Here is a 13,881-nt window from a genome sequence, read left to right as displayed (position 1 = left end):
ACAGAAACGTGCTCTTAGAGTGCGCAGAGCGCACGCCCGTGCGTCCCGTGGAGGCGATGATGCCTGCTGGAGCCCGCGAACCTCATTTCGTCCGTTCCTTCGAGCGCGGCCTCGCGGTCATCCGCGCCTTCGACGCCGACCACCCGGAACTGACGCTCAGTGAGGTGGCGCGGCTCACCGGCCTCACCCGCGCGGCGGCCCGCCGCTTCCTGCTGACACTCCTCGACCTGGGGTACGTGACGACGGACGGGCGGATGTTCCGGCTCACCCCGCGCGTCCTCGAACTGGGCTACTCGTACCTGTCCAGTTTCACCCTGCCGGAGATCGCCGAGCCGCATCTGGAGCAACTCGTCGCGCAGATAAGGGAGTCGTCGTCCCTGTGCGTCCTCGACGGCGACGACATCGTGTACGTGGCACGGGTGCCCACGCGCCGCATCATGACCGCGACGATCACGGTCGGCACCCGCTTCCCGGCCCATGTGACCTCCGTGGGGCGGGTGTTGCTCGCGCAGCTGCCGGACGAGGAGATCGACGCCCGGATCGTCCGCGCGGACCTGCATGCCCTGACGGCCCGCACGATCGTCTCGGCCGGCCTGCTGCGCACCGAACTGCGCCGGGTCCGCCGACAGGGGTACGCGATCGTCGACCAGGAACTGGAGGAGGGGCTGCGCTCGGTCGCCGTCCCGGTGCGTGACCGGGACGGCGAGGTGGTGGCGGCGGTCAACATCCCCGTGCACGCGAGCCGCAATTCCGTCGACTCCGTGCGCCGTGACCTGCTGCCGCATCTGCTGGCCACGGTCGCCCGGATCGAGGCGGACCTGGGGGCTGTGCGGCGGGTCAGGTCGGAGACGCGGTAGGCGTCACAGGTCGAGCACCAGGCGCTTCCCTTGGCACCGGGACACACAGATGAGCATGGTCTCGCCGGCCTCCCGCTCCTCGTCCGTGAGTACCGAGTCCCGGTGGTCCGGGGTGCCTTCGAGGACGTCCGTCTCGCAGGTCCCGCAGGTGCCCTCGGTGCAGGAGAAGAGCACCTCGACCCCCGCGGACCGTACGGTGTCGAGGACGGAGACGTCCGCGGGGACGGTGAGGGTGTGGCCCGAGCGCTCCAGGACCACCTCGAACTCCGTGTCCGCGCCCGTCTCCTGGACCTTGGGCTGGAACCGCTCGACGTGCAGTGAGCCCTTCGGCCACTGCGCGCACCGCTCCTCCACGGCGTCCAGCAGCGGACCGGGACCGCAGCAGTAGACGAGCGTGTCGGGCTGCGGGGTGCCCAGCTCGGAGGCGAGGTCGAGCAGCCCGGCCTCGTCCTGCGGGGCGATGCGTACCTTGTCCCCGTACGAGCTCAACTCCTCAACGAACGCCATGGAGTTGCGCGTACGGCCGCCGTACAGCAGTGTCCACTCCGCGCCCGCCGCCTCGGCCTCCGCCAGCATCGGCAGGATCGGGGTGATGCCGATGCCGCCCGCGACGAAGCGGTAGCGCGGCGAGGGCTGGAGGGCGAAGTGGTTGCGCGGGCCGCGCACGCGGACCTTGTCGCCCGCCTCCAACTGGCCGTGCACATGGGCGGATCCGCCGCGTCCGTCGGGTTCCCGCAGGACCGCGACGCGCCAGGAGCGCCGGTCGGCCGGATCGCCGCACAGGGAGTACTGCCGCTCCAGGTCCGGGCCCAGGATCACATCGATGTGGGCGCCCGGTTCCCAGGCAGGCAGCTCCTCGCCGAGCGGATGGCGGAGGGTGAGGGCGAGCACGCCTTCGGCGGCCAAGTCCCGTCGCTCGACGACGAGTTCGGCTTCGTAGGAGGTCATGAGCCGTTTCCTTGAGGGACATTCGGGTCGCGTGGGCCGTTCGGCACGTTCGGGTCGCGCGGGGTGTGTCCTTCGGGATGGCCGAGCATCCACTCCCACATCTCGATCGGGTCCTCGGCGCTGTGCTCGGCCCCGCAGTGACAGGTGCCGTGCAGCACATCGGTGCCCGGCAGCCAGTCGATGCGGTAGATCTCGCCGGTCGGGCTGGTCACTGGACCTTCTCCATGGGCTTCTCGCCCTCCTCGACCAGCCGGGCGAGGATCCGGCGGGCGGCCAGACCACCGGTGTCGATGTTGATGCTCAGCTCCTGGTAGCCGGTCCGCTCCGTACCCAGCGTCTTCTGCAGCAGGTTGAGCGCGTCCACGTCCTGCATCACGACGGTGTGGTTGTTGCCCCGCAGGAACTCGGTGACCTCGGCGTCGTCGGTCGCCCAGTCGCGCGAGACCATCCAGAAGTCGTACACCTTGCCGTCGGCGGACGGCGTGATGGCGTACGTGATCTCCGTGTGGAAGCCGTTCGGGTCGCTGCCGTCAGCCTCGGGCACCACACCGACCGGGGCGATCCGGCTGTGCAGGAGATACAGACACGGCGCGTGGTACTCGATGTCCTGCCAGCGGGTGATCCGCCCTTTGATACCGGTCGACTTGGCATAGAACGGCGGGCACTCGGCGTCGTCCATGTGCCGGCTGACCCGGACGATGCCCGCACCCTCGTCCACCTCGGTGGTGATCGGCGTCTCGGCGACCTCGGGGGTGCCGATGTAGCCGCCGTGCAGATACGTCTCGTGGGACAGGTCGAGGAGGTTGTCGACGAGGAGGCCGTAGTCGGCGTCGATCGGCTCCATCCCGCTGACGGTGACCCAGCCGGGGGAGTCCAGGTGCCTGGCCCGCGGAATGGTCTCCGGGTCGGCGAGCGCCGGGTCGCCTATCCACACCCAGATCAGGGCGTCCTGCTCGACCACCGGGTAGGAGGCGACCCGGGCGGTACGGGGGACACGCTTCTGACCGGGCACGTACACGCACGTCCCCGTCGTGTCGTACGTGAAGCCGTGATAGCCGCAGACGATCCGGTCGCCGTCGAGCCCGCTCTCGGAGAGCGGATAGCGACGGTGCACGCAACGGTCGTGCAGGGCGACCGGCCGTCCCTCGTCCTCGGTGCGGTAGAAGACGAGCGGCTCCCCGAGAACCGTCCGACCGAGCAACTCCCGCCCCACTTCGTGGGCGTAGGCGGCGACGTACCACTGGTTCCTGGCGAATGCGGTCATGTGAGGCATGGGCGGTCCCGTCCCGTGAAGCGGGGCGCCGTCGCCCCGCGTGCCGTGGTTGGACTCAGCGTCCTGACCCTTGCGGCAACTCCGCAAGACGGCTTCCGTGGGGCGGAAGAGCTTTCACGAAAGGGCTGGTCAGAGTATTGGTTGTGAGGAGATTGCGTCTGGGTAAACTGTCAAGTCAGATACATGCACTTGATGTTAAGTGGTGGGTTCCCTAGCGTTCTCGGCATGAACCTCACCGTCCTCGCGGCCTCCGGCCAGACCGGAATCGCCCTCACCCGACAGGCGCTGCGACGTGGTCACACCGTGACCGCCATCGCGCGCGATCCCGAGAAGATCGCCCTGCCCGACTCCCCGAAGCTGCGCAAAGTGGCCGGCGACGTGAACGACGCGGCGAGTATCGCCGCCGTCATGGACGGGGACTCCGTGGTCCTTTCCGCGCTCGGTACGGACCGGGCCGGGACTCTTCTGGCCGGTGCCCGGGCCGTCGTCGCCGCCGGCCCGCGGCGCGTCATCTGGCTCGGTGCCTACGGCACGGGCAGGTCGGCCGAAGTGGCGGGGGAGGGCGCGGGCGTGCTCGCCAAGGTGCTGGGCGACCGGCTTCCGGACAAGGTCGAGGCCGACAACACCGTTCTCGCCGCCGGGGGCACCGTCTTCCACGCCGGGATGCTTGCCGACGGGCCGGAAAGCCCCCGTCGGCGCACGGTCGGCCTGGAGTCCGCGCCTCCCTTCGACCTCGGTGCGAAGGTCAGCCGGGAAACCGTCGCCGCGGCGATGCTCGACGAAGCCGAGGCGCCTGGTTTCCCCGGTGCCGTGGCCCTGCCGTTGGCGGAGTAGGCGGAGCGGTCAGCGGGCGGTGATCTCCTCGACCGACGCCCGGACCTGCTCGCGGAGCCAGGCGTGGGCGGGGTCGGAATCGTAGCGCTGGTGCCAGTTGCAGTTGATCGTCGCCGCCGGGGACTCGACCGGCAGCGGCCGCGCGAGCAGCCCGAACGCCTCGATGAGCGGGCGGCCGAGGATCTCCGTGCAGGTGACCAGGGCATCGCCACGGGCGGCGATCTGCAGGGCGGTGGACACCGTCGCCACCGCCGCGACCACCCGGCGCCGCAGGCCTTCGGCGGCCAGCACGTCGTCGATCGGCGCGGTGAGGCGGCCACGCCGGGAGATCACCACATGCGGCTGCGCCGCGTAGGAGGCCAGGTCGAGTCCGGCGGCACAGGGGTGGTCCGCGCGCATCGCCACGACGAGCCGGTCCTCGCCGAGCGGCTCGGACCGGAACTCGGGCAGACCGGGCCTGCCGCCACCGAGTTCCAGATCGACGCGGCCGTGCCGCAGGTCGTCGGTGTCGACGGTGTTCTCAGCCAGCACCCGCAACTGCACCCCGGAGGCCTGCTGTTGGATCCTGTCGACCAGTACCGGTACCAGTGACGCGGCCACCGCGTCGTGACACTGGATCGTGAAGGTGCGGTCGAGCTCGGCCAGGTCCAGCTCACGGATCGGCGAGAGCACCGCGTGCGCCTGTCTGACCAGCCGGTGCACGTCCTCCCGCACCGACAACGCGTACGGGGTGGGAGTCATCGAGTGGCCGGTGCGCACCAGGATGTCGTCCCCGGTGACGGCGCGAAGCCGGCCGAGGGTGCGGCTGACCGCGGGCGAGGACAGGTGCAGCCGCTCGGCCGCGCCCATCACGCTTCCCTCTTCGAGCAGGGCGTCCAGCACGGTCAGCAGATTCAAGTCCAATTGCATACGAGTAAATCCCAACGAGACACCGATCCACTTCGGTCAACTCCAGGAGCATCCCATGAGCCAGGAACTGCTTGCCGCAACCGTCGCCGCCGTCCGCCGTGCCGGTGCCCGGATGATGACGCGCTATTCCACCGAGTCCCGTCAGTCCGGGCTTCCCGAACTGCTCGCGAACCTCCAGGCCAATGACGCGGCCGTCGTCGACGTGTTGCGCCCCGCGTTGGCCGAGGCGCAGCCCGCTGCGGGCTGGCTCAACGACGAACACGGATCGGGACCGCTGGCCAAGGGCGAGTGGTGGCTCATCGACCCGGTCGGCGGCAACGTCAACGCCGTGCACGGCATGCCCGACTGGAACATCGGCGTGAGCCTGGTCCGTGACGGGCGCCCGGTGCTGGCGGTGGTCTACTTCCCGGTCCACGACGAGATGTTCACCGCGACCGAAGGCGGCGGGGCGTTCCTCAACGGCGTACGGCTGCGGGTTTCGGTCAAGACGTCGTTGGACGGCGCACTGGCCGGGACGGGCCAGGCCCAGCCGGGTCACGACCCCGAACTCGCGCGGCGGATGGGCTCCGCCTTCACCGCGATGACGAACTCCGCCCTCTATGTACGGGTCTCCGTGCCTGTGACCCACCAGCTGGCCCAGGTCGCCGCGGGCCGGATGGACCTGCACTGGCAGTTCGACAACGTCCGGTCCCACGCGGCGGGTGTGCTGCTGGTGCAGGAGGCCGGAGGCGTCGTGACCGACATCGAGGGCAAACCGTGGGAACTGGCCGGCGAGAGCTACCTCGCCGCCGCACCGGGTGTGCACGCCGCCGCGCTGGAAGTCCTCGCCGTCTGAGGGAAGTCGGGATCGAGGGGGCGCCGGGGGCCAGTCGTCGGCGGGGTGTTCACGGGGGCGTGGTGCCGCCTCGTTCGCAGGGGCAGCGGGAATCGGGCAAGGCCGGCAGAGGGCGGTTCGGACACGGTCGCTTCCTGGTGTCACTGCCAGGCTGCGCAACAAAGGGTGCCAATGTTCGGCTATGAAGCGTTCTGCCCCATCGGGGCCAATGGTCCTCGCCGGCCTGTCAGTCGCAGTCACTGCCGCTGCCCTGGTGCTGGGTCTGATCCTCCCCGCCAGCGGGCACAGCCTCACGGATCGTTGCCCTCGTACGGGCGCCGCGACGGGATGCGGGGTGGCCCCACGGTCGGTGGGCGGCGCGGATCCGGGGCCGGTCGGGAGACTCTACGGTTCGGAGGTCCGCCGGATTCCCACCAGTAGCCGGTCGGTGGCGCTGACGTTCAACGCGGCGTGGGACGAGACGGGCGTGGAGACGGCCTTGACGGTGCTGCGCGGGCGGAACGTGCCGGCGACGTTCTTCTTGACGGGCAGGTTCGCCGAACGCCACCCCGGTGCGGCCCGGTCGATGGCGGCCGAGCACGGGATCGGCAACCACTCCTACAGCCATCCGCAGTTCGCAGACCTCACCCGCCCGGAGGCGGAGCAGGAGATCATGGGCGCGGACCGGGCGATCCGTCGGGCGACCGGGGCGGTACCGCTCCCGTTGTTCCGCTTCCCCTACAGCGCCACGACCCCGGAGGGCATCGCGCAGGCCAACGAACTGGGCTTCGCGGACATCGAGTTCACCACCGACACCAACGGCTACCTCGGAACCGCCGGCGGTATGACGGTCCAGAAGGTGGTCGACCGGGTCGTGGACGCCCTGACACCCGGGGCGATCGTGCAGATGCACGTCGGTACGGCCCAGGGGCACGGGCCTGCCCTCGACGTCCAGGCCCTCCCACGGATCATCGACACCATCCACGCCCACGGATACCGGATCATCGACCTGCGCACCGTCCTCGAATAGGAAACCCGCCAGGAAATCCACCCGTCCCATCTGCGACGATCCCTGCGTGGACTACCCGAACGACCAGCACCCCGCGGCCCCCGTCCGATCCGGAATTCCGGAGCACGGCCGCATCCCGAAGTACTACGCGGTGAAGGCGCGGATCTCCGCCCTCGTCGACGAGCTCGGGGAGGGCGGGCTGCTCCCCACCGAGCGGGACCTGTCCGAGCGGTACGAGGTCGCGCGGGAGACCGTACGGCAGGCGATCCGTGAACTGGTGCTGGAGGGGCGGCTGCGGCGGCAGGGGCGCGGCACGGTCGTCGCGGGCCCGAAGCTGGAGCAGCCCCTGTCGCTCGCCAGCTACACCGAAGGCGTACGACGTCAGGGGCGTACCCCCGGCCGTAACCTCGTCACCCTCGACCGCTTCCCCTGCCCCGAAGCGCTCGCCGCCGAGACCGGGCTCACGCGCGGCGAGCCGGTCTGGCATCTGGAGCGCGTGCTGCTCGCGGACGACGAGCGGGTCGGCCTGGAAAGCACCTACGTCTCCGTGGCCCGCCTTCCCCGCCTGGACGCCGACTTCGACCCCGACTCCTCCTTCTACGCCTACCTCCACCAGCAGGGCATCGCCTTCGGAGACGCCGACGAACGCATCGAGACGGTGCTCGCCACCCCGCGCGAGGCCCTCCTCATCGGCACGCCACCCGTTCTTCCGATGCCATGGACTACCTCGGCAGGCTCCAGGGCAACAACGTCGGCCCGTCCGCCTCCACCGGCAAGCTCGCGCCCAAGGTCGACAAGGGCGAACTGCTCGTTGCGAACGGCGATGTCCAGATGAACTTCGCCCAGGCCAAGTCCATGCCGAACCTCGCCATCTGGTTCCCGGCGACCACCACGGGCAGGCCCACCACCTTCGCCCTGCCGTACGCGGCCGGGCTGGTCACCGATGCCCCGCACAGCAAGAACGCCAAGAAGCTCCTCGACCACATGCTGAGCCGCAACGCCCGGCAGCAGGTCAGCGAGATCGGCGGCGGCTTCAGCGTCCGCCAGGACGCCAAGGCCACCGATGCCAACGCCATCGCGCTCACCAAGCTCATGGACGGCGTGGAGGTCTTCGAGCCCGACTGGTCCGACATCGACAAGAACCTCACGTCGTACGTTGACGGCTGGAAGGAAGCGACCGGAAGCTGACCGTTCCCCGAACGGGCCGCGCACCTCACGTACCGCCGTGTTTCACACAGATGCCACGCGGCCCTTCCCTGACGTTTGTTGCTCTTGGAACACTCCATTCGCGCACGTTCCATCACGTACTCGCCCTCAGTACCCCCTCAGGACAAGAGGTCACCTGCCATGCCCGAAGTGAATCGGCGCCGTTTTCTCCAACTCGCAGGCGGCACCGCGGGGTTCACCGCGCTGTCGGAGAGCATCGCCAAGGCCGCGTCCATCCCCGCGGGCTACCACCGCGGCACCATCGAGGACGTCGAGCACATCGTCGTCCTTATGCAGGAGAACCGTTCCTTCGATCACTACTTCGGTGCGCTCAGAGGCGTACGCGGCTTCGGTGACCCGCACCCGGTCACGCTCGACAACGGAAAATCCGTGTGGCACCAGTCGGACGGGACCAAGGAGCTGCTGCCCTTCCACCCGGAGGCCGACGACCTCGGTATGCAGTTCCTGGAGGGCCTGCCGCACAGCTGGCCCGACGGGCACGCCGCCTACAACGGCGGTAAGTACGACAAGTGGGTCCCCGCGAAGGGTGCCACGACCATGGCGTACCTGACCCGCGAGGACATCCCCTTCCACTACGCGCTCGCCGACACCTTCACCGTCTGCGACGCGTACCACTGCTCGTTCATCGGCTCCACCGACCCGAACCGCTACTACATGTGGACGGGCTTCACCGGCAACGACGGCAAGGGCGGCGGCCCCGTCCTCGGGAACGACGAGGTCGGCTACGACTGGACGACGTACCCCGAGCGCCTGGAGAAGGCCGGGATCTCCTGGAAGATCTACCAGGACATCGGCGACGGCCTGGACGCGGCCGGCTCCTGGGGCTGGATCTCGGACGCGTACCGCGGCAACTACGGCGACAACTCGCTGCTCTACTTCAACAAGTACCGGGGCGCCAAGGCCGGCGACCCGCTCTACGACAAGGCCCGCACCGGCACCGACGCCCGCAAGGGCGAGGGCTACTTCGACCAGTTGCGCGCCGACGTCAAGGGCGGCAAGCTGCCGCAGATCTCCTGGATCGCCGCCCCCGAGGCCTTCTCCGAGCACTCCAACTGGCCCTCGAACTACGGCGCCTGGTACATCTCCCAGGTCCTGGAGGCGCTCACCTCCGACCCCAAGGTGTGGGCCAAGACGGCCCTGTTCATCACGTACGACGAGAACGACGGCTTCTTCGACCACCTGGTCCCGCCGCTGCCGCCGCGCGACGCCGGCCGGGGCAAGTCCACCGTCGACGTCGGCCCGGACCTCTTCGCGGGCAGCTCGACGCATGTCGCAGGACCCTACGGGCTCGGCCCGCGCGTGCCGATGCTCGTCGTCTCGCCCTGGAGCAAGGGCGGTTACGTCTGCTCCGAGACCCTCGACCACACCTCGATCGTCCGGTTCATGGAGCGCCGCTTCGGTGTCGAGGAGCCGAACATCTCGCCCTGGCGGCGGGCCATCTGCGGCGACCTGACCGCCGCGTTCGACTTCTCCCGCAAGGACAGCAGGCCGGCCGACCTCCCGGACACCGACGCGTACGAGCCGCCGGACAAGGGCCGGCACCCGGACTACAAGCCGACCCCGCCCGCGGATCCGAAGCTGCCGAAGCAGGAGCGCGGTCTGCGGCTCGCGCGCCCGCTCCGGTACGCGCCGTGGATCGACGGTTCGGTGGACCCGAAGGCCGGGAAGTTCACGCTGACCTTCGCCTCGGGCAAGAAGGCCGGCGCCTCCTTCCACGTCACCTCCGGAAGCCGCACCGACGGCCCCTGGACCTACACCACCGAGGCCGGCAAGAGCGTCTCGGACACCTGGAACTCCGCCTACTCGAACGGCTCGTACGACCTGACCGTGCACGGGCCCAACGGCTTCGTACGTGTCTTCAAGGGCCCGGGCAGGACCGCCGGACCCGAGGTCACCGCACGGCACGACGGGGACGACATCGAGCTGACCTTCACCAACAAGGGCTCCCGCACGGCCGAGCTCAAGCTCACCAACGGCTACGGCGGCAGGCCCAAGTCGATCCGGGTACGGTCCGGCGCGACCGTCAGGCACACCGTTGACCTGGGGGCGAGCAAGCGCTGGTACGACCTCACCGTGTCCGACGCGGGCGGCTCGTTCCTGCGCCGGTTCGCCGGGCACGTCGAGAACGGCCGGGTGGGCGTCAGCGACCCGGCGATCGCCAGGGCCTAGAGGGTGCGATTCGCCACCGGAGATGCGATGAGTCCCACATCGCACGGACTGGTCAGGTTCTGGCGGGCCCGGGGTAGTGTGCCCCGGTGACCACGCATTCGAACACTCCTGCAGGTTGGTACCCGGATCCTCAGGGTGCGCCCCAGACGCTGCGTTACTGGGACGGTGCTCAGTGGACCCAGCACACCAACCAGGACCAGCAGCAGGCTCAGGCCGCGCAGCCGGTCCAGCACATGCCGCAGCAGCCGCAGCAGCACCCTCACGTGCAGCAGCAGCCGCAGCAGCACCCTGTGCAGCAGCAGCCGGTGCAGCAGGTTCCGCAGCAGGCGGGAGGGTTCGACCCGCGCGTGCAGCAGCAGGTGCATCAGCAGGCCGGTGTCGCACCGAACGCCGCCGGCGGGGGCACGCTGTTCACCGAGCCGGTCCTGGTGGTGAACCAGAAGGCCAAGCTGATCGAGCTGACCAACGAGTACAAGGTCATGGACCAGCAGGGCAACCAGCTCGGCTCGGTGGTGCAGGTCGGACAGGGCGCGCTGAAGAAGGTGCTGCGCTTCTTCGCGAGCCTCGACCAGTTCATGACGCACAAGCTGGAGATCCGCGACGCGTACGGTCAGCCGCAGTTGTTGCTGACCCGGCCCCGCAAGTTCATGAAGTCGCGGGTGCTCGTGGCGCGTCCGGACGGTTCGCCGGTCGGTGAGATAGCCCAGCAGAACATGGTCGGGAAGATCAACTTCGCCATCAAGGTCGACGACAAGCAGGTCGGCGCGATCAAGGCGGAGAACTGGCGCGCCTGGAACTTCTCGATCGTCGACCACGCCGACAACGAGGTCGCCCGGATCACCAAGACCTGGGAAGGCCTCGCCAAGACGATGTTCACGACTGCGGACAACTACGTCCTGCAGCTGCACTACCAGCTTCCCGAGCCCCTGTTGAGCCTCGTGATAGCGACGGCGCTGACCGTCGACACGGCACTCAAGCAGGACAGCCGAGGGCTTGGCTGACGAATCGGTTCGTCAGTTCGTCGTGAGCGTCGTGAGGGAGGGCGGCCGCGGACATCCGCGGCCGCCCTCCCTCATTCCGTCGTGCGTTCCGCCGTGGCCTACAGCGGGGTGAGGCGCTCGGGCTTCGGCTGCCGCGGCAGCAACGACGGCTCGTTCAAGGCCGATCCGGGCTCCAGGGCGAGAACCGCGGCCACCGGGTGCTCCTCGTCCACCGAGGTCTCCGTCGAAGGCTCCGCCGGAGCTGCTGTCAGGGGTTCCGCCGTCGGGGATTCCATCGCCGAAGGCACCGGCGTGGAGCGCGACAGCGTCACCACGCCCCAGGCCGCGACCGCCGCCCCGGCCAGCGCCAGCAGCAGTCCCGCCGCGCCGCCCTGCAGTCGCTCGCCGAGCAGCGAGAGGCCGATCACCGCGGCGGCGATCGGGTTGGCCAGCGTCACCACCGCGAGGGGAGCGCCGAGCCCGCCCTTGTAGGCGGTCTGCGAAAGCAGCAGCCCGCCCGCCGCGAAGGCGGCGACCAGCAGCGTGACCACGATCACCTGTCCGCTGAGCAGGGATTCCGAGCGGTCCGTCGCGGCGACCGTGACGGTCTGCGTGAGCGCCGAGGCGACACCCGAGGCGAATCCGGACGAGGTCGCGTGCCGCAGCCCGGGGCGGGTGCCCGGCCTGGCCAGTACGCCGATGAGGGCCGCGGTCGTGCCCGCCACGGCCAGCGCCTGCGGGACGCTCAGCACATCGTCGGGCGCGGGCCCTGACGCCGTGACCAGCAGCGCCGCGAGCCCGGCCAGCGTCAGCGCCGTACCGCGCCACTCGACGAGCGTGACGTGCCGCCCCGCCATCCGTGCGCCCAGCGGCACCGCGGCGACGAGCGTGAGCGCGCCGAGCGGCTGGACCAGCGTGAGGGGTCCGTACTTGAGGGCGGCCACGTGCAGCAGCGCCGCCGACGCGTTGAGGCCCACCGACCACCACCAGGCACCGCTGCCGAGCAGCCGGAGCACCCCGGAGTCGGGGGTCCGTGCGGCCAGCCGCTGCTGGGCCACGGCCGCGGCGGCGTACGCGACGGCCGAGAACAGCGACAGGACGACGGCGACGAGCGTGGCGCTCATCGTCCGGCTCCCACGAGCTCCGGAGCGTCCTGCGCGCCGGGTGTCCCCGGCCCGCCGGATCCGTCCGGTGCCCCCGGCCCTTCCGGTACGGAGCCGCCGGCGCCCACGCGCTCCCGGGCGGGCGCCGTCGGTGCCGCCGTCCGGCGCGGTACGCGGATCACGGCGAGGGCGATGCCGAGCAGCGCGGCCGCGACGATCGCGTCGAGCCAGTAGTGGTTCGCCGTGCCGACGATCACCAGCAGCGTGACCAGCGGATGCAGCAGCCAGAGCCATCGCCACCGGGACCGGGTCGCGGCGATCAGGCCGATCGCGACCATCAGGGCCCAGCCGAAGTGCAGCGAGGGCATCGCCGCGAACTGGTTCGACAGCGAGTCGGTCTCGGGCGAGGCGCCGTACACCGTGGGCCCGTACACCTGGCCGGTGTCCACGAGGCCCGTCGCGGCGAGCATGCGGGGCGGGGCGAGCGGGAACGTGAGGTGCACCACCAGGGCGGCGGCGGTGACCGCGGCCAGTACCCGGCGGGCCCACACGTAGTGCCCGGGCCGCCGCAGGTAGAGCCAGATCAGGAAGGCCGCGGTGGCGGGGAAGTGGACGGTCGCGTAGTAGGTGTTGACGACGTGCACGAGGGTGTCGCCGTGCAGCAGCCCCGACTGCACGTCGCCTTCGCCGGGCAGACGCAGGAAGCGTTCGAGGTCCCAGACCCGGTGCGCGTTGTCGAGGGCCTCACCGGTGTGGCCCGTGGCCAGCTGCCGGCCGAGCTTGTAGACGAGGAAGAGCCCCACGACGAGCAGGAGCTCACGGACGAGGGGCGGCCGCCGTATCGCGGCCTCCCCTTCTCTTGCAGGCTCGGATCGGCTTTCCATCCCCGGCCCCCTTGCTGACGTTCTGGTCGTGCTGGTGCGTGGTGAGCCCAGGAGGGGATCCACTCGACACGGGGGTGGGTCCTGTCCAAGGCTCATCGATACGACAGTGTACCGATACGTTCGCGTTCCGGTACACTGGCGTATCGATAGGACTTACGCCACACTGAGGGCCGGTCGAGGGCCACACTGGAAAGCACACGGGGAGCGGGCCCGCAGGGGGCCGCGGAGACCAGCGAGGAGAAGAGCCATGACGTCCCAGGCAGCCGACGAACCGGAGACGGTCGTCGCCTCGCGCCGCTCCAAGATCACGCCCCAGCGTGAGCAGGAGTTCTTCGACGCCGTGCTCGACCAGATCCGCGAGTGCGGCTATGACGCGCTGACCATGGAGGGCGTCGCCTCCAGCACCCGGTGCAGCAAGTCCACGCTCTACCGGCAGTGGAAGACGAAGCCGCAGTTCGTGGCGGCCGCGCTGCGGGCCAACCACTGTCCCAAGTTCATCGGTATCGACACCGGCTCGCTCGCCGGGGACCTGCGCGCGGTCGCGCGCACGGCTGGTGAGCGGTCGGACGAGGACACCAGGCTGCTGCAGGCGCTCGGGCAGTCCGTGATGCAGGACGACGAACTGCAGCGCGCGCTGCGCGACGCACTGGTGGAGCCCGAACTGGAGGCGCTCCGCGGGATGGTCCGGCGCGCGGTCGAACGCGGCGAGGTCGGAGCCGACCATCCGGTGCTGGAGTTCGTGCCGGCGCAACTGCTCGGCGTGCTCCGCGTCCGTCCCCTCCTGGAGGGGTGCCCCGCGGACGCGGAGTACCTCCTGCGCTATGTGGACGTGGCCCTGCTGCCGGCCCTGGGACTGTCGGACACCACCTGAGAC

The 13,881-nt window shown here is 70.0% G+C and carries 15 protein-coding genes; 9 read left to right on the top strand and 6 right to left on the bottom strand.

Annotated elements, in window-relative coordinates:
- Window positions 1-59 precede the first annotated feature (59 nt).
- Window positions 60-857 (top strand): IclR family transcriptional regulator domain-containing protein, encoded by a 798-nt coding sequence (locus QF035_RS10110; RefSeq protein WP_373466941.1) that lies wholly within the window; start codon window positions 60-62, stop codon window positions 855-857.
- A gap of 3 nt (window positions 858-860) precedes the next feature.
- On the opposite strand, the gene QF035_RS10105 is transcribed toward QF035_RS10110, so the two are convergent.
- The 3 genes from QF035_RS10105 to QF035_RS10095 are packed head-to-tail and all read right to left on the bottom strand — an operon-like array spanning window position 861 to window position 3,078.
- A complete protein-coding gene (locus QF035_RS10105; protein WP_307519718.1) occupies window positions 861-1,805 on the bottom strand; it encodes a PDR/VanB family oxidoreductase in 945 nt (314 codons plus the stop codon).
- Entirely contained in the window at window positions 1,802-2,017 is a 216-nt protein-coding gene (locus QF035_RS10100) for a hypothetical protein (protein ID WP_307519717.1), read from the bottom strand. Before QF035_RS10100 ends, QF035_RS10105 begins: the two co-directional genes overlap by 4 nt.
- Window positions 2,014-3,078 (bottom strand): aromatic ring-hydroxylating dioxygenase subunit alpha, encoded by a 1,065-nt coding sequence (locus QF035_RS10095; protein ID WP_307519716.1) that lies wholly within the window; start codon window positions 3,076-3,078, stop codon window positions 2,014-2,016. The genes QF035_RS10100 and QF035_RS10095 overlap by 4 nt, the downstream gene beginning before the upstream one ends.
- Window positions 3,079-3,303: 225 nt before the next feature.
- Here QF035_RS10095 and QF035_RS10090 point away from each other — a divergent pair, with 225 nt between their 5' ends.
- On the top strand, window positions 3,304-3,912 hold the full coding sequence (locus tag QF035_RS10090; RefSeq protein WP_307519714.1) for an NAD(P)-dependent oxidoreductase: 609 nt from the start codon (window positions 3,304-3,306) through the stop codon (window positions 3,910-3,912).
- 9 nt (window positions 3,913-3,921) lie between these two features.
- On the opposite strand, the gene QF035_RS10085 is transcribed toward QF035_RS10090, so the two are convergent.
- On the bottom strand, window positions 3,922-4,821 hold the full coding sequence (locus QF035_RS10085; protein WP_307519713.1) for a LysR family transcriptional regulator: 900 nt from the start codon (window positions 4,819-4,821) through the stop codon (window positions 3,922-3,924).
- Window positions 4,822-4,876: 55 nt separating this feature from the next.
- Here QF035_RS10085 and QF035_RS10080 point away from each other — a divergent pair, with 55 nt between their 5' ends.
- The 6 genes from QF035_RS10080 to QF035_RS10055 all read left to right on the top strand — a co-directional run bounded on the left by QF035_RS10080 (window position 4,877) and on the right by QF035_RS10055 (window position 11,041).
- Window positions 4,877-5,656, top strand: coding sequence for an inositol monophosphatase family protein (locus tag QF035_RS10080; protein WP_307519712.1), 780 nt, complete (start codon window positions 4,877-4,879; stop codon window positions 5,654-5,656).
- Between the two features lie 334 nt (window positions 5,657-5,990).
- Window positions 5,991-6,665, top strand: coding sequence for a polysaccharide deacetylase family protein (locus QF035_RS10075; protein ID WP_373466622.1), 675 nt, complete (start codon window positions 5,991-5,993; stop codon window positions 6,663-6,665).
- 46 nt (window positions 6,666-6,711) lie between these two features.
- Window positions 6,712-7,479, top strand: coding sequence for a GntR family transcriptional regulator (locus tag QF035_RS10070; protein WP_307519710.1), 768 nt, complete (start codon window positions 6,712-6,714; stop codon window positions 7,477-7,479).
- Entirely contained in the window at window positions 7,476-7,832 is a 357-nt protein-coding gene (locus QF035_RS10065; protein ID WP_307519709.1) for a hypothetical protein, read from the top strand. Before QF035_RS10070 ends, QF035_RS10065 begins: the two co-directional genes overlap by 4 nt.
- 159 nt (window positions 7,833-7,991) lie before the next feature.
- Complete coding sequence (locus QF035_RS10060; protein WP_307519708.1) at window positions 7,992-10,040, top strand: phosphocholine-specific phospholipase C; 2,049 nt, start codon at window positions 7,992-7,994, stop codon at window positions 10,038-10,040.
- An 86-nt stretch (window positions 10,041-10,126) separates the two neighbouring features.
- On the top strand, window positions 10,127-11,041 hold the full coding sequence (locus QF035_RS10055; protein WP_307519706.1) for a phospholipid scramblase-related protein: 915 nt from the start codon (window positions 10,127-10,129) through the stop codon (window positions 11,039-11,041).
- A 98-nt stretch (window positions 11,042-11,139) separates the two neighbouring features.
- Here the strand turns inward: QF035_RS10055 and QF035_RS10050 are convergent, their stop codons facing one another.
- Both QF035_RS10050 and QF035_RS10045 read right to left on the bottom strand, forming a co-directional pair.
- Complete coding sequence (locus QF035_RS10050; RefSeq protein ID WP_307519704.1) at window positions 11,140-12,144, bottom strand: DMT family transporter; 1,005 nt, start codon at window positions 12,142-12,144, stop codon at window positions 11,140-11,142.
- Window positions 12,141-13,007, bottom strand: a complete 867-nt coding sequence (locus tag QF035_RS10045; protein WP_307519703.1) for a phosphatase PAP2 family protein — start codon at window positions 13,005-13,007, stop codon at window positions 12,141-12,143. Before QF035_RS10045 ends, QF035_RS10050 begins: the two co-directional genes overlap by 4 nt.
- 247 nt (window positions 13,008-13,254) lie before the next feature.
- Here QF035_RS10045 and QF035_RS10040 point away from each other — a divergent pair, with 247 nt between their 5' ends.
- Window positions 13,255-13,878, top strand: a complete 624-nt coding sequence (locus QF035_RS10040) for a TetR/AcrR family transcriptional regulator (protein ID WP_307519701.1) — start codon at window positions 13,255-13,257, stop codon at window positions 13,876-13,878.
- Window positions 13,879-13,881: the final 3 nt, after the last annotated feature.

This window comes from Streptomyces umbrinus, assembly GCF_030817415.1.
In the GTDB taxonomy this organism is placed as follows: domain Bacteria; phylum Actinomycetota; class Actinomycetes; order Streptomycetales; family Streptomycetaceae; genus Streptomyces; species Streptomyces umbrinus_A.
The sequence above is the reverse complement of the archived record's forward strand: the minus strand, read 5'-3'. Positions and strand labels throughout refer to the sequence as shown.